Source organism: Phytohabitans kaempferiae (genome assembly GCF_042433955.1).
In the GTDB taxonomy this organism is placed as follows: domain Bacteria; phylum Actinomycetota; class Actinomycetes; order Mycobacteriales; family Micromonosporaceae; genus Phytohabitans; species Phytohabitans kaempferiae.
In genome coordinates this window covers 18,032-35,436 of sequence record NZ_JBHLUH010000072.1, presented here as the reverse complement: position 1 = coordinate 35,436, position 17,405 = coordinate 18,032, and the positions used below count along the sequence as shown (strand labels likewise).

General features: G+C 72.7%; 20 protein-coding genes and 1 pseudogene. 10 read left to right on the top strand and 11 right to left on the bottom strand.

Going from position 1 to position 17,405, the window contains the following annotated elements:
* Nucleotides 1–130: 130 nt before the first annotated feature.
* The 3 genes and pseudogenes from ACFFIA_RS33040 to ACFFIA_RS33030 form a co-directional block, all read left to right on the top strand.
* Nucleotides 131–208: pseudogene (locus ACFFIA_RS33040) on the top strand (RskA family anti-sigma factor); the annotation flags it as partial.
* Nucleotides 209–291: 83 nt separating this feature from the next.
* Nucleotides 292–879: an anti-sigma factor gene (locus tag ACFFIA_RS33035; protein WP_377258648.1), complete on the top strand. Its 588-nt coding sequence runs from the start codon at nt 292–294 to the stop codon at nt 877–879.
* Between the two features lie 130 nt (nt 880–1,009).
* Nucleotides 1,010–2,020, top strand: a complete 1,011-nt coding sequence (locus ACFFIA_RS33030) for a methyltransferase domain-containing protein (protein ID WP_377258645.1) — start codon at nt 1,010–1,012, stop codon at nt 2,018–2,020.
* Here the strand turns inward: ACFFIA_RS33030 and ACFFIA_RS33025 are convergent.
* Nucleotides 2,001–2,471, bottom strand: coding sequence for a MarR family winged helix-turn-helix transcriptional regulator (locus ACFFIA_RS33025; RefSeq protein WP_377258642.1), 471 nt, complete (start codon nt 2,469–2,471; stop codon nt 2,001–2,003). The genes ACFFIA_RS33030 and ACFFIA_RS33025 overlap by 20 nt on opposite strands.
* 41 nt (nt 2,472–2,512) lie before the next feature.
* Between ACFFIA_RS33025 and ACFFIA_RS33020 the strand changes: the two genes are divergently transcribed.
* Complete coding sequence (locus ACFFIA_RS33020) at nt 2,513–2,878, top strand: VOC family protein (RefSeq protein ID WP_377258639.1); 366 nt, start codon at nt 2,513–2,515, stop codon at nt 2,876–2,878.
* A gap of 77 nt (nt 2,879–2,955) precedes the next feature.
* On the opposite strand, the gene ACFFIA_RS33015 is transcribed toward ACFFIA_RS33020, so the two are convergent.
* From ACFFIA_RS33015 to ACFFIA_RS33000, 4 genes are all read right to left on the bottom strand, one after another.
* Nucleotides 2,956–3,384 carry a CBS domain-containing protein gene (locus ACFFIA_RS33015; protein WP_377258636.1) on the bottom strand — a complete coding sequence of 143 codons (429 nt, stop codon included), beginning with the start codon at nt 3,382–3,384 and terminating at the stop codon, nt 2,956–2,958.
* Nucleotides 3,385–3,672: 288 nt separating this feature from the next.
* A complete protein-coding gene (locus tag ACFFIA_RS33010) occupies nt 3,673–3,864 on the bottom strand; it encodes a DUF397 domain-containing protein (protein ID WP_377258633.1) in 192 nt (63 codons plus the stop codon).
* A gap of 17 nt (nt 3,865–3,881) precedes the next feature.
* Nucleotides 3,882–4,769: a helix-turn-helix domain-containing protein gene (locus ACFFIA_RS33005; protein ID WP_377258630.1), complete on the bottom strand. Its 888-nt coding sequence runs from the start codon at nt 4,767–4,769 to the stop codon at nt 3,882–3,884.
* A gap of 276 nt (nt 4,770–5,045) precedes the next feature.
* Complete coding sequence (locus ACFFIA_RS33000; protein WP_377258627.1) at nt 5,046–6,554, bottom strand: sensor histidine kinase; 1,509 nt, start codon at nt 6,552–6,554, stop codon at nt 5,046–5,048.
* 108 nt (nt 6,555–6,662) lie between these two features.
* Between ACFFIA_RS33000 and ACFFIA_RS32995 the strand changes: the two genes are divergently transcribed.
* Nucleotides 6,663–7,889: an HAD-IC family P-type ATPase gene (locus ACFFIA_RS32995; protein ID WP_377258624.1), complete on the top strand. Its 1,227-nt coding sequence runs from the start codon at nt 6,663–6,665 to the stop codon at nt 7,887–7,889.
* Complete coding sequence (locus ACFFIA_RS32990) at nt 7,826–8,200, top strand: hypothetical protein (protein ID WP_377258621.1); 375 nt, start codon at nt 7,826–7,828, stop codon at nt 8,198–8,200. The genes ACFFIA_RS32995 and ACFFIA_RS32990 overlap by 64 nt, the downstream gene beginning before the upstream one ends.
* On the opposite strand, the gene ACFFIA_RS32985 is transcribed toward ACFFIA_RS32990, so the two are convergent.
* Complete coding sequence (locus ACFFIA_RS32985) at nt 8,160–8,819, bottom strand: response regulator (protein ID WP_377258618.1); 660 nt, start codon at nt 8,817–8,819, stop codon at nt 8,160–8,162. The two genes, ACFFIA_RS32990 and ACFFIA_RS32985, sit on opposite strands and share 41 nt — an antisense overlap.
* 256 nt (nt 8,820–9,075) lie before the next feature.
* On the opposite strand from ACFFIA_RS32985, the gene ACFFIA_RS32980 reads away from it, so the two are divergent.
* Nucleotides 9,076–9,654 (top strand): hypothetical protein, encoded by a 579-nt coding sequence (locus ACFFIA_RS32980; protein WP_377258615.1) that lies wholly within the window; start codon nt 9,076–9,078, stop codon nt 9,652–9,654.
* A 72-nt stretch (nt 9,655–9,726) separates the two neighbouring features.
* On the opposite strand, the gene gnd is transcribed toward ACFFIA_RS32980, so the two are convergent.
* The 3 genes from gnd to ACFFIA_RS32965 form a co-directional block, all read right to left on the bottom strand.
* Nucleotides 9,727–11,151 (bottom strand): NADP-dependent phosphogluconate dehydrogenase, encoded by a 1,425-nt coding sequence (gene gnd / locus ACFFIA_RS32975; protein WP_377258612.1) that lies wholly within the window; start codon nt 11,149–11,151, stop codon nt 9,727–9,729.
* A gap of 88 nt (nt 11,152–11,239) precedes the next feature.
* Nucleotides 11,240–12,034: a hypothetical protein gene (locus tag ACFFIA_RS32970; protein WP_377258609.1), complete on the bottom strand. Its 795-nt coding sequence runs from the start codon at nt 12,032–12,034 to the stop codon at nt 11,240–11,242.
* A 232-nt stretch (nt 12,035–12,266) separates the two neighbouring features.
* On the bottom strand, nt 12,267–13,061 hold the full coding sequence (locus tag ACFFIA_RS32965) for an alpha/beta fold hydrolase (RefSeq protein ID WP_377258606.1): 795 nt from the start codon (nt 13,059–13,061) through the stop codon (nt 12,267–12,269).
* A gap of 65 nt (nt 13,062–13,126) precedes the next feature.
* Between ACFFIA_RS32965 and ACFFIA_RS32960 the strand changes: the two genes are divergently transcribed.
* Nucleotides 13,127–14,458 carry an aminotransferase-like domain-containing protein gene (locus ACFFIA_RS32960; protein WP_377258603.1) on the top strand — a complete coding sequence of 444 codons (1,332 nt, stop codon included), beginning with the start codon at nt 13,127–13,129 and terminating at the stop codon, nt 14,456–14,458.
* 71 nt (nt 14,459–14,529) lie between these two features.
* Here ACFFIA_RS32960 and ACFFIA_RS32955 read toward each other — a convergent pair whose 3' ends face one another.
* The gene (locus ACFFIA_RS32955; protein WP_377258600.1) at nt 14,530–14,754 is read right to left on the bottom strand and encodes a hypothetical protein; all 225 of its coding nucleotides are present in this window, start codon (nt 14,752–14,754) and stop codon (nt 14,530–14,532) included.
* A 150-nt stretch (nt 14,755–14,904) separates the two neighbouring features.
* Here ACFFIA_RS32955 and ACFFIA_RS32950 point away from each other — a divergent pair, with 150 nt between their 5' ends.
* A complete protein-coding gene (locus ACFFIA_RS32950; protein WP_377258597.1) occupies nt 14,905–15,705 on the top strand; it encodes an alpha/beta fold hydrolase in 801 nt (266 codons plus the stop codon).
* 13 nt (nt 15,706–15,718) lie between these two features.
* On the opposite strand, the gene ACFFIA_RS32945 is transcribed toward ACFFIA_RS32950, so the two are convergent.
* Nucleotides 15,719–16,003, bottom strand: coding sequence for a putative quinol monooxygenase (locus tag ACFFIA_RS32945; protein WP_377258594.1), 285 nt, complete (start codon nt 16,001–16,003; stop codon nt 15,719–15,721).
* Between the two features lie 594 nt (nt 16,004–16,597).
* On the opposite strand from ACFFIA_RS32945, the gene ACFFIA_RS32940 reads away from it, so the two are divergent.
* On the top strand, nt 16,598–17,374 hold the full coding sequence (locus tag ACFFIA_RS32940) for a hypothetical protein (protein WP_377258591.1): 777 nt from the start codon (nt 16,598–16,600) through the stop codon (nt 17,372–17,374).
* Nucleotides 17,375–17,405: the final 31 nt, after the last annotated feature.

Below are 17,405 nucleotides of genomic sequence, written 5' to 3'. Positions count from 1 at the left end.
CACCGGTGCGCCCAACCCATGACCGGATCGAGCGAAACAAGGGTGCACCAATGAGCGAGCGTAGCGAGCGAATCATTGGGCTCAGTGCGTGTGGAGTCTCGTGGCCGCCCGCAGCGAAGCGAGGACGGCCATGAGCGATGTGCATTCGCTGGCCGGAGCGTACGCGCTGCACGCGCTCTCCGACATCGAGCGGGCGGCGTTCGCCCGCCACCTCGCCGGGTGCGAGTCCTGCGCGCGGGAGGTCGCCGAGCTTCAGGAGACCGCCGCCCGGCTCGCCGAGGGGCCTGGTCGGTGCCCCCACCCCGGCTGCGCGACAACGTGCTCGCCGAGATCCGCCGGACCCGCCAGCTGCCGCCGGCGGGTCCGGACCGCGCGGCCCGCGACCCCTCACCCACCGTCCGCGGCTGGCGGCGCCGCACCGCCGTCGCGGCCGCCGCGGTCCTCCTGGCCGCGGGCGCGGGCACGGTGTCCTACGTGGTCCAGGAGCAGCGGGTACGGGACGAGCGGGCCACCGCCGAGGCCCTCCGTGAGCAGACCGCGCGGGTCGAGGCGGTGCTCGCCGCCTCCGACGCGGAGCTGAGGTCGGCCCCGGTGATCGGGGGCGGCCAGATCACGATGGTGCTCTCCGACAGCCGCAACGAGGGCGTGGTCATGCTCTCCGGCGCCCGGCCGCCCGGCCCCGACAAGGCGTACCAACTGTGGGCCATCGCCGGCGGCACGCCCGACTCGCGTGGCACCATGCCGGCGGGCGAGGGCGGCGCCACCAGGCTGATCCCGGACATCCGCGGCATGGAGCGGCTTGGCGTCACGATCGAGCCGTCGAGCGGATCCCGCGTGCCCACGACCGACCTCGTGGCGGACGTCCCCGCCACGGGCTGAGCTATAGTGCGCGGATGACGTTCTTCTTCCTCGCCGGCTGACCCTCCGCTGGCGGGTCGCGGACCCATCCCACCGCCGGTGATGCGGGGCGGCGGCGCGCCGCCCCGGGTCCAGCCGCGGGAGAAGAACCATGCGCGCGCGCCTTCTGGCGCGGACGGTGCGAGGCCTGGAAGCCCTGGTCGCTGACGAGATCCGCACTCGCGGTCTCGGTCGTGTCGACCTCATCGGCCACCGCGAGGTGCACTTCACCTCGCCGGATCCGGCCGCGGCCATCCATGCCCTGCCCACCGCCGACGACGTACTGCTCGTGGCCGCCGTCATCCACGGCGTCGGCCACACGAAGGACGACCTGCACCACCTCGTCGCCGAACTCGATGACCTCCCCGAGCCACCGCACACGACCGGCATCGACGTCTCCGCCTCGATCGTCGGCCCGCGCCGCTTCGGCCGGTACGACGTCGAGGACACGGTCGGCGCCCACCTGGCGGCGGTGCTCGGTGTGCCGTACCACTCTCGGCGCGGCGGGGTGCGCCCACCGCCGGGGACCCGCGCGTGGCGCGTGACGATCGAGGGCAAGCGGGCCACCGTGGCCGTACGCCTCGGCGACCGCCCCGCCCACCGTCGCGCGTACAAGCGGGCGAGCGTCCCCGGCACGCTCCATCCGCCGGTGGCGGCGGCGATGGTACGGCTCGCCGGCATCGCCCCCGGCGACCTCGTACTCGATCCGTGCTGCGGCGCGGGCACGCTGCTGATCGAGGGGTACGCAACGGGCGCCCGGCTGCTCGGCGCCGACCGCGACCCGGCGGCCCTCCGCGCCGCCGCCGCCAACGCGACCGGGCTCGGGGTCTCGTGGATCCGGGCGGACGCGGGCGCGCTGCCGGTGTCGAGTGGCAGTGTCGACCGCGTGTTGGTCAACCCGCCGTGGCAGCGGCAGGTGGTCGCGGCGGGCACGCTCTCCAGGGCGCCGGCCCGGCTGTGGGCGGAGACCGGCCGAGTGCTCCGCCCGGGCGGCCGTCTGGTCGCGCTCCGGCACGACGGCGTTGGGCCGGGCGCCGGCTGGAGCGTGACGCGGACGTACCCGATCCGTCTCGCCGGAGCCGAGGTGGAGATCGTCGTGGCGGTCAGAGGCGGCCGGCGATGATCTGCGCGGCGCGGCGCAACGTGGCCAGGTCGCGTGCGGAGGCGCCGTCGAGCAGGTCGGCGACCGCGCGGACCCGGGCCGCCCGGCCGCGCTCCAGCAGGCGCCGGCCGGCCGCCGTGGCGGTGACCAGCACGACCCGGCGGTCGGCCGCGGCACGCTCGCGCACCACCAGCCCGTCCGCCTCCAGCGCGGCGACCAGCTTGGTGATCGCGGGCGGGGAGACCTGCTCGATCGCGGCGAGCCGGCTGACCGGCTGCGGACCGGCGAAGACCACGACCGACAGCAGAGAAGCGCGCGGCCCGTCGAGGTCCATGCCGACATCCCGGGTACGCGCGACGCGCAGCAGCCGCAGCGCCGCCGAGTGGAGCAGGCTGGCGGTCTCGTGCCGCTCGTCGGCCGGTACGCCAGCGGGGCGCGCGGGCAGCCCTCCTTGCCCCGACTGCTTCACCATGGTTAATCTTTTACCACAGTTACGCATTACCGGAGGCAGCCATGGCGCTCGGGCCGGTCGCCCAGATCCACGTCAGCGTGCGCGACATCGACCGCGCGGTGGCGTTCTATCGCGACGTGCTCGGCATCCCGCTGCTCTTCCAGGTGCCGGGGCAGCCGATGGCCTTCTTCGCCAGCGGCGACGTGCGGCTCTATCTCGGGGTGCCGGAGAGCCCGGAGTTCGCCAGCCGGTGCACGCTCTACTTCCGGGTCGACGACATCGAGGCCGAGCACGCACGGCTGGTCGCGGCGGGCGTCGAGGCACACGGCAAGCCGCACGTGGTGCACCGCGACGGCGCGACCGAGTTGTGGATGTCGTTCTTCACCGACCCCGACGGGCACAAGCTGGGGCTGATGCAGGAGCGCTGAGCGATGTCCGTCCACAGTAGACCTGTTGGTGCACGGGAGCGGGGGCGGCCGTAGCGCGCCCCCGCTCCCGCGGCTCGTCAGTTGGTGGGCTGAGCCGAGTAGATGCTCTCGGCAAACTGGTGCATGCGGCGCTCGTCGAGGTGCGTGGCGAGGTTGGCCTCGCTGATCATGCCGACGATGCGCTGGCCGTCCATCACCGGCAGGCGGCGGATCTTGTTGCTCTCCATCAGCCGCAGCACCTCGTCCTGGTCGGCGTCGACGTCGACCCAGATCGGCGTGCCCTGCGCCATCTCGCGGGCGGTCATCTGGCGCGGGTCGCCGCCCTCGGCGATGCATCGCACGATGATGTCGCGGTCGGTGATGATGCCGTGCAGGCGGTCGTCCTTGCCGCAGATCGGCAGCGCCCCCACGTGGAGGTCCCGCATCATGCGGGCGGCGCTTTCCAGCGTGTCGTCTTCGCCGATGCACTCGGCCCCCGGATGCATGATGTCGCGCGCGGTGCTCATGGTGCTCTCCTTCCCCCGGCCGCGTCGTCGAGGCCGGCCGTCCGGCCGGTTGCCCCGGCCGGTGGATGGTGGCGGCCCCCGCTCGCGCACGGCGAGACCGCGCCCGCGCACTCGCGGAGAGGCGGGGGGCGCCTTCCGCCTCACGGTAGCCCGCACACAGGCCCTGTGCAGGGCAAAGACCGAAGCAGACGGCTCGGCGCGCGGTCGCGTCCACGGGGAGGGGCGGGCCGACCGGCCCGGGGTACGAAGGAGGGTGGGAGTGCGGACCACTCCCACCCCTCGTGCGGGCTATCGCCGGTCGAACTCGCCGAGCTGGACGCCATCCAGGAACTCCACCCACCGGTCCCGGTGGAATCCGAGCACCGGGCCGGCGTGGTCCTTGCTGTCACGCATCTCCACGGTCGAGGCGTCGTGGCGCGCCTCGACACAGTCACCGTTGTTGTAGCTGCGCGAGCTCTTGCGCCAAGAGTTCGTCAACACAGAGTGTTCTCGCATTCTTAGGGGGTTTGGCGGATTGCGACTTCGATCTTAGTGATCGACTCGTCTGGATCGAGCGCGAGATCGCGAAAACGTACGAACGCATCTCTATAGGGCCGCATGTTACTGGCACGCTCAAATCGACCCCCGGCAAAGTCCTCCACGTACACCGAATCGGGCGCCTCGGGCTCCAGATAGATCAGGACGAAGTGGTGGACGCTGCCGATCGGCCGGGTCTGCTCGTCGAGGAGGATCCGCAGGTCCACATTGGGGCGCTGAGCCTCCTCGATCAGGTGGCGCAGCTGGTCGCGCATGATCTCGGCGTCGCCGACGCGCTGGCGCAGCGCGTTCTCCTGGAGGACGAGCGACAGGTGCAGGGGGTTGTCGGGCTTGCGGAGCACCTCCTGCCGGCGCAGCCGCACCTGGATGCGGTCTTCCACCTCGCGCTTGGTGAGCTGGGGGATACCGCTCTCGACCAGCGCGCGGGCGTACGACTCGAGCTGGAGCAGGCCGGGCACCACCATCGGCTCGTACGACTCGAAGCGGGCGGCCTCGTCTTCGAAACCGATGAAGGTGGCGTAGGCGTCCGAGATCGTCCCGCTGTATTCACTCCACCAGCTACGCGCCCGCCCCCTCTCCGCGAGGGACAGCAGCTCCGCGCGGCGGGCGGCGTCGTCCACCTGGTACAGGTCGAGGAGGTCGCGCAGGTCTCTGGCGCGGATGCCGATGCGGCCGCCCTCGACGCGGGAGATCCACGACGCTGAGCGCTCCACTCGCTCGCCGGCCTGCTCGCCGGTCAGCCCTCGCTCCTGCCGAAGTGTCCGCAGGGCGACTCCGAGCCGGCGCCGCTGGACGGTCGGGCTCGTGCCGTCCACGACTCCTCCCTCCAGCTCCGTGACACGACGCATTGTGAACTTGTACAACCGCGACGGCTCGCATCCAAGAGTGCTGGCCGAAACGTACCATGAGTGATCATGTTGAGTCTCTTGCAAATGCGACTCGCACAAGCCATAGTCATTTGACGGGAGCGGCGGGCTACTGCCAAAGCCTGCCAAGCTGCCTCCAGCCGCCGCTCCTCATCCAATCTCCGGCCGGGTCGGCGACGCCCCAACGGGCAAGGGCGCCTGCGTCGCCGCCCGGCGCGGACCTGGCTCAGGCCACTCGATTCCCGCCGCGACAGATCGTTAGGCGCGCGGCACGGTGTCCTTCGAGACGAGCCGGCCCTCTTCGAAGCAGAGGCGGTAGATGTCGAGCGCGCCGCTCAGGAGGTCGCCTTCGGAGCGGTAGTAGCGGCATTCGTCGCCTGGTCCGTCGTCCCGCGTGGGCCGGTCCAGCCACTCCCGCTCGGGGAGCAACGGCTCCACCTCGGCGCGCTCCATGCCGGTGTCGAGGCGCGCGAAGTCGGCCGGCGAGAGCACCGAGTGCGCCGTGGCGTACGCGTAGTAGGCGATCGCCGTACCGCCCAGGACCGCCCCGAGCGTCGCCGGCACCGCGACCGCCGCGATCAGGCCCCGCCGTGCCTGGCGCTGCACGAGCTGGCGCCGCGCGGTCGAGGACTCCGGCGGGGGCGGTACGGGCGCGGCCGCGTACGGCAGGTGGGCCGCCACCTCGAAGCCGCCGCTGGGCAGCCGGTCGGCGTGGAAGGTGCCGCCGGCCAGGCGTACCCGCTCGGTGAGGCCGACGAGCCCGCGCCGCCCCGCCTCCGGCCCCACCTCGGCCGGCTGTACGGGAAGCGGCCCGCCCGGCGGAGGCGCGTTGCGTACGCTGATCGTCGCCGCCGCCTCGTCGTGCCTGATCAAGACCGTGACCGGCACGCCCGGGGCGTGCTTGTTGGCGTTGGTGAGCGCTTCCTGGACGACGCGGTGCGCGGCCCGGTCGACCATCGGCGGCAGCGGCCCGATCTCGCCCTCGTGGTGGAGGTCGACGGCCATGCCCGAGTCCTTGGCCCGGTGGACCAGCTCGGCGATGTCCTCGTCGACCGGGCGCGTGGGCGCCGGGTCGGTGCGGTCGCGCAGCACGCCGATGATCTCCCGCAGCCGTTCGGTGGCGGCGCCCGCGCTCGCCCGCAGCTCACCGGCCGCGGCCCGGTGCCGCTCGTCGAGGTCGGGGTCGAGTTCCAGGGCGCCGGCGCGGAGTGCGATGAGGCTCAGCTCGTGGCCGAGTGAGTCGTGCATGTCCTCGGCGATCCGCGTGCGCTCGCGCAGCCGTACCTGGTCGGCGACCATGCGCTGCTCCCGTTCGAGCTGCTCGGCGTGCTCCCAGCCGGCGGTGGTCAGCTCCTGCTGCTGCCGGCGGTAGCGGCCGATCAGCCAGGGGAAGAGCCCGGCGTACACCAGCACGCCGGCCATCTGGGTCCAGATGAAGAAGCCCGAGGCGACGAGGATGTACGGCGTCGGGAGCACCACGATCGCCAGAAAACCGATCGCGGCCGGGAGCACGCTCGCCATCCGCCGCCCGACCAGGTAGCTGACCACGGGCAGGCCGAAGGAGAAGTTGCCGTCGACCGCGGTCAGCGCGACCACGATGAAGAGCGACACGAGTGGATAGCGCCGGCTCACCCGGACCGCGGCACCGAGGGCGGCGATCGCGACGACGAGCAACCAGAAGGGGTACGCGTCGTGGCCCGGCCAGGCGATCGCGACGGGCACGGCGAGCAGCATCCAGAGCAGGATGTCGGTCGCGGTACGTCGCACAGCATCGACGGTAACCCCAACGAGCTGCGACGACCCTGTCGAAAGTCAGGGGTGGCGGGCGACGATCGGCGGCGGTCGAGGGCTGGTCCGGGCACCTAGCGTGGCCGCATGCTGCGCGTGGAGACCGGGCTGACCGCACCGGAGGTGGCCGAGCGGATCGCGACCGGGCGGGTCAACGACGTACCCGCGCGGTCGAGTCGGAGCGTCGGGGAGATCATCCGGGCCAACCTCTTCACCAGGATCAACGCGATCATCGGGGTACTCCTGATCATGATCTTGGCGGTCGGCCCGATCCAGGACGCGCTGTTCGGCGGCGTGATCATCGCCAACACGCTGATCGGCGTCATCCAGGAGCTGCGCGCCAAGCGGACGCTGGACCGGCTGGCCATCGTCGGCGCGGCCCGGCCGGTGGTCCGCCGCGACGGGCACGCGGTGGAGGTCGCCGCCTCCGACATCGTCCTGGACGACCTCGTCGAGCTGGGCGCCGGCGACAGGATCGTGGTGGACGGCGTGGTCGCCGAGGCGGAGCACCTGGAGGTGGACGAGTCGCTGCTCACCGGCGAGGCGGACCCGGTGGTCAAGCGGCCGGGCGACCCGGTGCTCTCCGGCAGCTTCGTGGTGTCCGGCGCGGGGGCGTTCACCGCGACGCGGGTCGGCCGGGAGGCGTACGCCGCCAAGCTCGCCGAGGAGGCCAGCCGCTTCACGCTCGTCGACTCCCAGCTGCGCAACGGGATCAACACGATCCTGCGCGTGGTCACCTGGATGATCATCCCGACCGGGCTGGCGCTCGTGGCGACCCAGCTCCTGGTCAACCGGGACGACCTGCCCGAGGCGGTACGCCGGATGGTCGGCGGGCTGGTGCCGATGGTGCCCGAAGGGCTCGTGCTGCTCACCTCGGTGGCGTTCGCGGTCGGGGTGATCCGGCTGGGCCGGCGCGACACGCTCGTGCAGGAGCTGCCCGCGATCGAAGGGCTGGCCCGCGTGAACGTGGTCGCGCTGGACAAGACCGGCACGCTCACCGACGCGGAGATGACCGTCGCCGAGATACGCGAGCTGCGACCGGACGCACCGGTGGCGGGCGTGCTCGGCGCGCTCGCCGCCGCGGACGAGCGACCCAACGCCAGCATCCGCGCGCTCGCCGCCGCGTACCCTCGGCCACCACAGTGGACGGTGGGCGAGCGGGCGCCGTTCTCCTCAGCCCGCCGGTGGAGCGGTGCTTCCTCGCCCTCGCGCCAAACGCGGAGCGGGCGCAGAGCGGCTTCGTGGGGCGCGTGCTGCGCTTCGCCGTACCGGCCGGCGTGCTGGCGGCGGCCGCCACGATCACGTCGTACCTGATGGCGCGGGACGTGTACGGCGGCAACCTGGACGCCGAGACCTCGGCCGCCACGCTCACGCTCTTCCTGGTAGCGCTCTGGGGGCTGGCGATCATCGCGCGGCCGTACACCTGGTGGCGGGTCCTGCTCGTGGCCGCGATGGGCGGCGCGTTCACGGTGGTGCTGGTGGTGCCGTTCCTCCAGGATTTCTTCCAGCTCGAACTGATCGGTGGCCGCGCGCCCGGTCAGGCGGTGGTGATCGCGGCGGTCGCGGGCGTGGCGCTGGAGGTCGTCACTCGGCTGGCGCGACGAGCCCTGCCTCGTACGCGATGATGGCCGCCTGCACGCGGTTGCGCACGCCGAGCCGGGTCAGGATCGTGCTGACGTAGCTCTTCACCGTCCCCTCCACGAGGAAGAGCCGCTTCGCGATCTCCGCATTGGACAGTCCCGCCCCGACCAGGCCCAGCACCTCGCGCTCGCGCTCCGTCAGCGCGTCGGTGCGGGTGCGGGCGGCGGCGCCGCGGCTCATCCGGCCGTCGCGCAGCTCGGCGATGACCCGGTGGGCCACGCCGGGCGAGAGGTAGGCGGCGCCGCCCGCCACCGCCCGCACGCCGGCGATCAGCTCGCGCGGGTCGCCCGACTTGAGCAGGAACCCGCTGGCGCCGTCGCCGAGCGCCCGGGCGATGTACCCGTCTTCGCCGAACGTGGTCAGCATGACCACCGCGGTCTCCGGCGCCGCCCGGCGGATCTCGTCGGCCGCGGCGAGCCCGTCGAGCTTGGGCATGCGGATGTCGAGGAGCGCGACCCGCGGCCGGTGCGCGAGCGTCAGCTCGACCGCCTCCCGCCCGTCGCCGGCCTCCGCCACCACCTCGATCTCCGGATCGGCGGCGAGGATGGCTTTGACGCCAGCCCGGATCATGCCTTCGTCGTCGGCGAGCAGTACCCGAATCACGGCTCCGACGCTACCTGGCAGCCCGACGGACCGGTGCGCGCGATCGAGGCGTGGTGATATGGGCGGGCTTGCGCCCCGGTGCGATCCTTGACCGGTGACCACTGCGCACGGCCCCCACGGGAGGCGCCGCCCCGGCCACGGCGCGCGGCGCTCGTGCTCGCCGTGGTGGCGGTGGTGTGCACGCTCGGGCGACGCGTGTACCAAGTTCCGGGTCTGCTAGCCCGCGAAATCGTCCAGCCCTTCAGGAGGAAGAGCGATGACCCACCCCGGGTACCCGCCGGAAGACCCGCAGCACTTGCCGCCGCAGTCGCCGGCCTACCCCGGCTACCCGCCGCCCCAGCCCACGGGGAGCTGGCCGGCCACGAGCACGCCGCCGTACGCGGTGTCGGGCGCCCCGCCGACCACCGGTGTCGCTTATGGACAGTCGCAGCCGGGCGGTCGCGCGCCGATGCTGGTGGCGGTCGTGGCGGCGGTCGCGCTCTTCCTGCTGGCCGGTGTGATGACCGGTCTGTACGTGGCGAAGAGCAGCCAGCTCGGCGACACGCGGGACACGCTCAACAGCCAGGTCGCCGAGCGCGACCAGACCATCAAGACCAACGGCGATCAGATCACCAAGCTCGAGTCGGACCTCAAGACGGCAACCGACGAGCTCAACAAGAGCAAGGAGTCGCTCGCCGACGTCACTTCGGAGCGCGACGCGTTGCTGCCCTGCATGCGGCGCTTCATCGAGGCGCTTGACGCGGCCGGCTCCAACAACGACGCCGCGCTCAACACGGCGCTCCGGCAGGCGACCACCGCGTGCGAGAAGGCGCAGACCACGGTCGACGGCTCCTGACCGCCCGGCGTACCAGGGCTGGCAAACGAAAAGCGGGGCCCCGCGAAGGGGCCCCGCTTTCTGTCTGGAGACTCAGCCCGCGACCTCGCTGCGGTCGCCGCCCCACAGCACGTGGAAGCTGCCGTCGCGGTCGACCCGGCGGTAGGTGTGGGCGCCGAAGAAGTCGCGCTGGCCCTGCACCAGCGCGGCCGGCAGGCGCTCGGCGCGCAGGCCGTCGTAGTAGGCCAGCGCGGAGGAGAAGCCCGGCACCGGGATGCCCAGCGTCGTGGCGGTCGCCACGACCCGGCGCCACGCGTCCTGGGCGCCGCGCACCGCGTCCTGGAAGTAGTCGTCGACGAGGAGCGAGGGCAGGCCGGGGTCGCCGTCGTACGCCGCCTTGATGCGGTCGAGGAACTCGGCCCGGATGATGCAACCGCCCCGCCAGATCGTGGCCATCGCGCCCGGGTCGATGCCCCAGTTGTACTCCGCGCTGCCCGCCTGGATCTGGTTGAAGCCCTGCGCGTAGGCGACGATCTTCGACGCGTACAGCGCCTGCTCGACGTCTTCGACCAGCAGGTCGGCGGCGCCGGTGGGCACCGGGCCGGGCAGGTCGCGGGCGGCGGCGCGCAGGTCGGCGCTGCCGGAGAGCGAGCGGGCGAAGACCGCCTCGGCGATGCCGCTCACCGGTACGCCCAGGTCGAGCGCGATCTGCACCGTCCAGCGGCCGGTGCCCTTCTGCTCGGCCTGGTCGAGCACCACGTCGACGAAGGGCTTGCCGCTCGCCGCGTCGGTGTGCGCGAGAACCTCGGCCGTGATCTCGATGAGGTAGGAGCCCAGCCGCCCCTCGTTCCAGCCGCGGAAGACCTCGGCGATCTCGCCCGGCTCGCGACCCGCGCCCCGGCGCAGCAGGTCGTACGCCTCGGCGATGAGCTGCATGTCCGCGTACTCGATGCCGTTGTGCACCATCTTGACGAAGTGCCCGGCGCCGTCTGGCCCCACGTGGGCGCAGCACGGGGTGCCGTCGACCTTGGCGGAGATGTCTTCCAGCAGCGGGCCGAGCGCCTCGTACGACTCCGGCGAGCCGCCCGGCATGATGCTGGGGCCGTGCAGCGCGCCCTCCTCACCACCGGAGATGCCGGTGCCGACGAAGTGCAGCCCGCGCTCGCGCAGCGCCTGCTCGCGGCGGCGCGTGTCGGCGAAGTGCGCGTTGCCTCCATCGACGATCATGTCGCCCGGCTCCAGCAGGGGCGCGAACTCGTCGATCACGGCGTCGGTCGGTGCGCCCGCCTTGACCATGATCACGAGGCGGCGGGGCCGCTCGAGGCTCGCCACGAACTGCTCCGCGGTCTCCGCCGGCAGGAAGGTGCCCTCGTGGCCGAACTCCTCGACCAGCTCCTTGGTCCGGCCGTACGAGCGGTTGTGCACCGCCACCGGATGGCCGTGCCGCGCCAGGTTTCGGGCGAGATTGCGGCCCATCACCGCCAGCCCGGTGACCCCGATGCGCGCCAACTCCGTCATTAGGTCTTCCTCCCTCAAGGCCGAGCAATGGCTCGATTCTGCCCTACACACCGAGTCTGCCGGCCGCGTCTGGCGGCAACGGAGCCGGTCAGCGCCGTTCCCGGATAGTGCGCGCGGAGGTGTCCTGCCAGGCACCACGCGGGCCGGATCGGCGTCCCGGCGGGGCGCGGAGGAGCTTGCTCCGGGCGCGCAGCAACAGCGTCAGCCCGAGGAAGACCATCATCCCGCCGACCGCGAGGCCGACCGGCAGCAGCCCGGAGCCGCCACTGCCCGCGGCCGGGGTGATCGGCTCGCCGACGCCACCGCCGGCGACCGGTGCCTCCGCCTCCTCGGTCGGGTCGGCGGCGGCCTGCTCCTGCGAGGGCGTCGGTGAGGGGGAGGGTGGGGCGTCACCTCGCACGTTGCGCGTGGTGGTGTCGCTCTCCAGCAACTCGTCGCGGGCGTCGTACGCCTCCACGCGCAGCGTCACCCGCCCGCCGGTGGCGTCGTCGTCGAAGGCGATCGTGTATCGCGCGGTGACCCGCCGGTTGCGGCAGAGCGTGCCCGGGTCGAGCCGCTCGTCGGTGAGTCGCGCCTCGGCGCCGCTGGTCCGCGTGTCGACCGGGAACGAGCCGGTCTCCTCCCGCCGGTCGATCGTGATCTGGTCGAGGCTCATGTCCTGCACGCGCACGACCAGCGACCACCGCACCTTGATGCACTCCCGGGTGCGCTTGCTCGCCACCACCGTCAGCTCGGCCGGCGCGGCGCCGGCCTCGAAGCGGCCGTTTACCTCGGTGATCTGCACCGTGACGCCCTGCGCGGCGGCGGCCGGAGCGGCGACCACGCCGGTCGATACGACGAGGACGCCGAGCGCCACGCTCACACGGCCCGCGAACCGCCACACACTCCTCACCCCCGAGTGACCTGGAAACCCAGACGCCACGCTAGGGCCGATCGTGGGGAGATTGAAAGACGCCGTATTCGCACCCTTCGCGGATGAAGGACATGAGAAACACGATCTGTGGTGAACCGGTCACCCGCTGGCTCCCGTCGGTCACTCGTCGACCGCCTCCGGCCGCCCGGCGGTCGTGGACGTGCCCTCCGCCACCGCACGCCCGAGGCACCGGGCCTGGGCCTCAGAGCGGCTTGAGGAACGCCTGGAGCGCCTCGTCGAACGCGGCGGGGCGTTCCAGGTTGGGCATGTGCGCGGCGCCCTCGACCACCACCAGCGTCGCCTCCGGGATCGCGTCGCTCATCAGCCGGGCGTCGGCCACCGGCGTGAACTCGTCCGCCGCGCCGACCACCACCAGCGCGGGCACCGCCACCTCGGCGAGCATCGCCACGTAGTCGGGGCGCTCGGCCCGCCCGCGCAGCGCCGCCGCCGCGCCCTCGGGGTCGGTGCCGCGCATCATGCCGAGGACGTGCGCCGCCACCTCGGGCAGCGCGCGGACGTTGGCCGGGGCGACCATCTTGGTCAGGACCTCTTCCGCGTACGGCCCCATGCCCTCGCGCAGCAGCCGCTCGGCGGTGGCCAGCCGCGCCGCGCGTGCCGTCTCGCTGTCCGCCGGCGCCGAGGTGTCGGCGAGCACCAGCCCGCGCAGGCGGTGTGGGAAGAGGCGGTGGCACTCCAGCACGATCTGCCCGCCCATCGAGAGCCCTCCGAGGACGAACCGGTCGACGCCGAGGTGGTCGAGCAGTGCCGCGATGTCGCGGGCGAAGACGTCCAATGTGGTCTTGCCGGGCACGACCGTGCTCTCGCCGTAGCCGCGCAGGTCGGGGGCGATCACGCGCCAGCCGGCGCGGCTGAAGCGCTCGACCTGCGGCCGCCACATGCTCCGGTCGAACGGATGCCCGTGCACCAGCACGAGCGGCTCGCCGGTGCCCTCGTCGTCGTACCCAACAGTGATGTCCCCGATGATCGCTGTAGCCATGCATCGAGGCTATGTGGTGCAATAGCTGAGTGCAATGGTGTCATTGCACCGAGTGCAATGTGGGAGTGGTGGCGGTGGATGACTACCGGCTGATCGCGGACGCGCTGGCCGAAGACATCGCGGCAGGCCGGTTGCGCCCTGGCGACCGGCTGCCGCCGCAGCGGTCCTTCGCGCGGGCCCGCGGCATCGCCAGCTCCACTGCCGCCCGGGTCTACGGCGAGCTGGTCCGGCGCGGCCTCGCCACCGGAGAGGTGGGGCGGGGCACCTTCGTCCGCGCCGCCGCGCCCCTCGGCCAGCCCGCGCTTTCCGAGCCGGCCGGCGCCCGGGTCGACCTGGAGCTCAACTTCTCGGTCCTGCCCGAGCAGCCCGCGCTGCTCGCGGCCGGGCTGGCGGGGCTGGTGCGGTCCGACGCGCTCGCGCCGGCGCTGGCGCCGGTGACCGTCACCGGCCCGCCCGGCGCCCGCGAGGTCGCCGTCCCCGTGCTCGCCCGCGCGGGCTGGGCGCCCGAGCCGGAGCGCGTCCTCTTCGCCGGCAACGGCCGGCAGGCGATCGCCGCCGCCATCGCCGCGCTGGTGCCAGTGGGGGAGCGGCTCGGTGTGGAGGCGCTCACCTATCCCGTCGTCAAGGGCATCGCCGCGCGGCTCGGCGTCACGCTGGTGCCGCTGCCGATGGACGAGCACGGGCTGGTGCCGGAGGCGCTGCGCGGCGCCCGTGTGCGTGCCGTCTACGTCCAGCCCACGCTGCACAATCCGCTCGGCGTCACGATGCCCCCGGCCCGGCGGGCCGAGCTGGCGGCGGTCCTCGACGAGCTGGAGCTTTTCGCGGTCGAGGATGCGGTCTACTCGTTCCTCCGCGAGGACCCGGCCCCGCTCGCGGCCCTCGCACCGGCCCGGACGGTGGTGGTCGAGAGCCTTTCCAAGCGCCTCTCACCCGGCCTCACGCTGGGCTTCGTGGTGGCGCCGCCCGGTGCGGTCGCCGACCGGGTCGCAAACGCCCTGCGGGCCGGGGGCTGGGCGGCGGGCGGCTTCGCGCTCGCCGCCGCCACGCGCTGGATGGCCGACGGCACCACGACCGCCCTGGTCCGCGCCAAGCAGCGGGACGCGGCGGAGCGCCAGCTCATCGCCGGCAAGATCCTGCGTGGGTACGCCCTGTGCGCCGACCCGCACGCCTATCACTGCTGGTGGGAGTTGCCGGAGCCGTGGCGGGCGGAGACCTTCGTGGCCGCGGCGGCGCGGCATGGCATCGCGGTGACCCCGGCGGCGGCGTTTGCCGTGGGGCCGGCCCACTCGCCCAACGCGGTGCGCCTGGCCCTCGCGGCCCCGCCTGTCGACGCCCTCTCCGCGGCCCTGGAGACGCTCGCGGCGCTGGCCCGTGGCGAGTACGCCGGGCCCGAGTGAGCGGGGCGAGGCTCCACAAAGGAGCAGCAGCGCCGCGAGCGACGCTGCTGACCGTGCCGGTGCGGCGTGAACTACTTGGCGCCCTCGGAGAGGTTGACCAGCGCCTGGGCCGCCCGGAAGTACTTGCTGCGACCGAGGTCGCCGATCGTGGTGATGTTGAAGGCGCTCTTGAGGAGCTGCGCGTCATTCTCGCTGACGCCCGCGAGCGCGGCCACTGGCGCGTCGACCAGCTCGGCGAGCGTCTTGTCCTCGTACGCCTTGTCGAGCAGCTTCGCGAGATCCGCACTAACCGCCACAGGTGCCTCCACGTTGGGTCATCGTCACCCCGGTCGGGTGACCGGGGATGGATCTCACCCTACAAACTCCCCAAGCGAGCCTGTCGAGCACCGGCGCGCCCCGACGACCCGTGATGTAGTGCCCCAAGAGCGACTGACAGGAGGACTCCCATGATCACCAGCCCGCAGATCGTGGCCTCGGCGGACGGCACGCCCATCGCGTACGAGTCCACAGGAGACGGACCGCCCGTGATCCTCGTCGGCGGCGCGTTCAACGACCGCACCACCGTGTCGGCGCTGGCCGCCACGCTCGCACCGCACGTGACCGCGATCGCGTACGACCGGCGCGGGCGGGGCGACAGCGGTGACAACGCCGAAGCCTTCGAGGTGGAGCGCGAGATCGAGGATCTGGCCGCGCTGATCACGGCGGTCGGTGGGCGGGTCAGCCTCTTCGGCCACTCCTCGGGCGGCATCCTCGCCCTGGAGGCGACCGCGCGGGGCCTGCCGGTCGAGCGGCTCGCGGTGTACGAGACGCCGTACGTCACCGGTGGCCTGCGCCCGCTCCCGGCCGAGGGTACGGGCGAGCAGATCCGCGCGCTGATCGCCGAGGAGCGCCGCGACGACGCCGTACGGCTCTTCCTCACCGAGCAGGTCGCCGTGCCGGAGCAGATGGTCGACGCGATGCGGGCCAGCCCGGCGTGGCCCTTCCTGGTCGGGCTCGCCCACACGCTCCCGTACGACGTCGCGGTCTGCGGCCCGCACCTCGCCCTCCCGGCCGCCCGGCTCGCGAATATCGACGTACCGACGCTCGCGATGGCCGGCGCCGCCAGCCCGGCCTGGTTTCCGGCCGCGGCCGAGGCGGTGGCGGACGCCATCGCGGGGGCCAGCTACCTCATCGTCGAGGGGCAGGACCACGGCGTGCTGCACAACCCCGAAGCACTCCGCCAGCCCTTGCTGGACTATCTGCGCTGACCGGGGCGCTCGGTCACGGCGGCTCCTCGGCCGAGATCCGGTACTTCGCCACCGACGCGTCGAGGATCTGCGCCGCCTGGTCGCCCTCGGGACCCGCGCCCCGGAAGGCGGCCAGTTGCTCGTCGGACTCCCAACGCTCGAAGACGTTGATCCGATCCGGCTCGATCAGGTCGGCCGTGAGCGAGAAGTCGAGGCAGCCGGGAGCCGAGCGAGCCTGTTCCAGCACCTTCCGGCTGTCCGCCAGGTACGCCTCACGGGCCGCCGGCTCGACCCGGAGCCAGCCAGCAATGATGATCACGAGGTCCACTCTAGAAGAGGTTTCGGGGTCGAGGTGGTCGCGTGGCTGGGCCGTGTTCGGACCTGGTGTCGTGTGTGGGAGAAGCTGTCGAGTCGGTGACCGCGAGCGTCCGCCGCTTCCCGAACACGCGGATACGGCTTCGACCGACCAGGCCCAGCCCCGCGTGCCCGGCCCGCGGCCCAGGCGCCCGGCGCAGGCACGACGAGAATTCGCGTCGCGAAGCGGCGCCACCAGGGAGGCGTGATGGCCGCGGGCGATGCGGGGATCGTGGGGTATCGGTTACGAGAGGGGCGCTGCTTACGGTGACGAGCACCGTCATCCGTGTTCGCCTGTCGCTGCTCGGCTTCGGGTCTGGCTCGTGGCCCAAGGGCCGAAGAGTGTTTGCGCCATGAATCGTCCTTGCGGGGATCGTCGGCCAAACAGGAGCTTCATCGATGTTCCCGTGGACGGTTCGACGGGCGCTACTGCCGCACGGACCGTCGCCGAAGGGCTGGCGCCCCACGCACGGCCGGCGACCTGGGCTTCGTTTCCCCATGCGGACGGGCGGGTAGCAAGGCTGCGTCGATGGAGATTTCGATCCCCTGTGGAGGAATCATGCGCGTCCCGACCGTCGCGGTCCTGACGCTGGCCGGGCTCGGCCTCGCCGTGAGCGGGTGTGCCGAGACCGGATCCGGCACGGCCGGACCCAGCACCGCAGCCACCGGCAGCGCGGCGCCCGAGCCGACCGTGAGTGGACAGGCACCGGGCTGCATGGTCGGCACCTGGCGCACCAGCCAGGTCAGCGGCCGAGCCGACAGCGCGGTCGCCAGCGGCAGCATCTCCGGCGGCAGCGGTGCCACGGTCACGATCGGCGAGGCCGGCCAGGTGCGCGCCGACTTCAGCGGCATGCGGCCACTGGCCTTCACCGCCGAGGTAGGCGGCAATCCCGTCGAGGGCTCGGCCACGTACGCCGGGCAGGGCACCGCCACGATCAGGGCGAGCGGCACGGGCGCTGACGCGACGACCCCGCCCGCCACCAGCGCACCGGCGATGCCGGGCACCGCGCCGGTGCCCACCGCCAGCCCGTCGGCCACCGGGGCGGCGACCAGCGCGCCCGCCACCTCCGGCGAGGAGGGCACCTGGGAGCCGGTCGGGGCGATCGACTGGAGCGCGCTCCGGCTGACCCTTGAGCTGACCAAGCCGGTGCAGGCCCGACTGCTCGACAACGCGCCGATCGGCGACTACATCAACGACGCGGCCACGCAGAGCGGCCAGGTCATCGAGACCGACCCGATCCTGGGCGCCGGGGCGTACAGCTGCCAGGGCTCGACCCTGGTCCTCAAGGGCAGCACCGACGACGACGGCCTGGTCTGGACGCTGACGAAGATCTAGCCAGGTTGATGCGATGATCTGGGCCCTGGCG

Excerpts from the sequence above, each read along its gene's own strand:
- gnd (WP_377258612.1), bottom strand. The coding sequence starts at position 11,151 with ATGACGGAGTTGGCGCGCATCGGGGTCACCGGGCTGGCGGTGATGGGC.
- ACFFIA_RS32950 (WP_377258597.1), top strand. The coding sequence starts at position 14,905 with ATGATCACCAGCCCGCAGATCGTGGCCTCGGCGGACGGCACGCCCATC.
- ACFFIA_RS33025 (WP_377258642.1), bottom strand. The coding sequence starts at position 2,471 with ATGGTGAAGCAGTCGGGGCAAGGAGGGCTGCCCGCGCGCCCCGCTGGC.
- ACFFIA_RS32965 (WP_377258606.1), bottom strand. The coding sequence starts at position 13,061 with ATGGCTACAGCGATCATCGGGGACATCACTGTTGGGTACGACGACGAG.
- ACFFIA_RS32980 (WP_377258615.1), top strand. The coding sequence starts at position 9,076 with ATGACCCACCCCGGGTACCCGCCGGAAGACCCGCAGCACTTGCCGCCG.
- ACFFIA_RS33020 (WP_377258639.1), top strand. The coding sequence starts at position 2,513 with ATGGCGCTCGGGCCGGTCGCCCAGATCCACGTCAGCGTGCGCGACATC.
- ACFFIA_RS33005 (WP_377258630.1), bottom strand. The coding sequence starts at position 4,769 with ATGCGTCGTGTCACGGAGCTGGAGGGAGGAGTCGTGGACGGCACGAGC.
- ACFFIA_RS33030 (WP_377258645.1), top strand. The coding sequence starts at position 1,010 with ATGCGCGCGCGCCTTCTGGCGCGGACGGTGCGAGGCCTGGAAGCCCTG.
- ACFFIA_RS32995 (WP_377258624.1), top strand. The coding sequence starts at position 6,663 with ATGCTGCGCGTGGAGACCGGGCTGACCGCACCGGAGGTGGCCGAGCGG.
- ACFFIA_RS33015 (WP_377258636.1), bottom strand. The coding sequence starts at position 3,384 with ATGAGCACCGCGCGCGACATCATGCATCCGGGGGCCGAGTGCATCGGC.
- ACFFIA_RS32940 (WP_377258591.1), top strand. The coding sequence starts at position 16,598 with ATGCGCGTCCCGACCGTCGCGGTCCTGACGCTGGCCGGGCTCGGCCTC.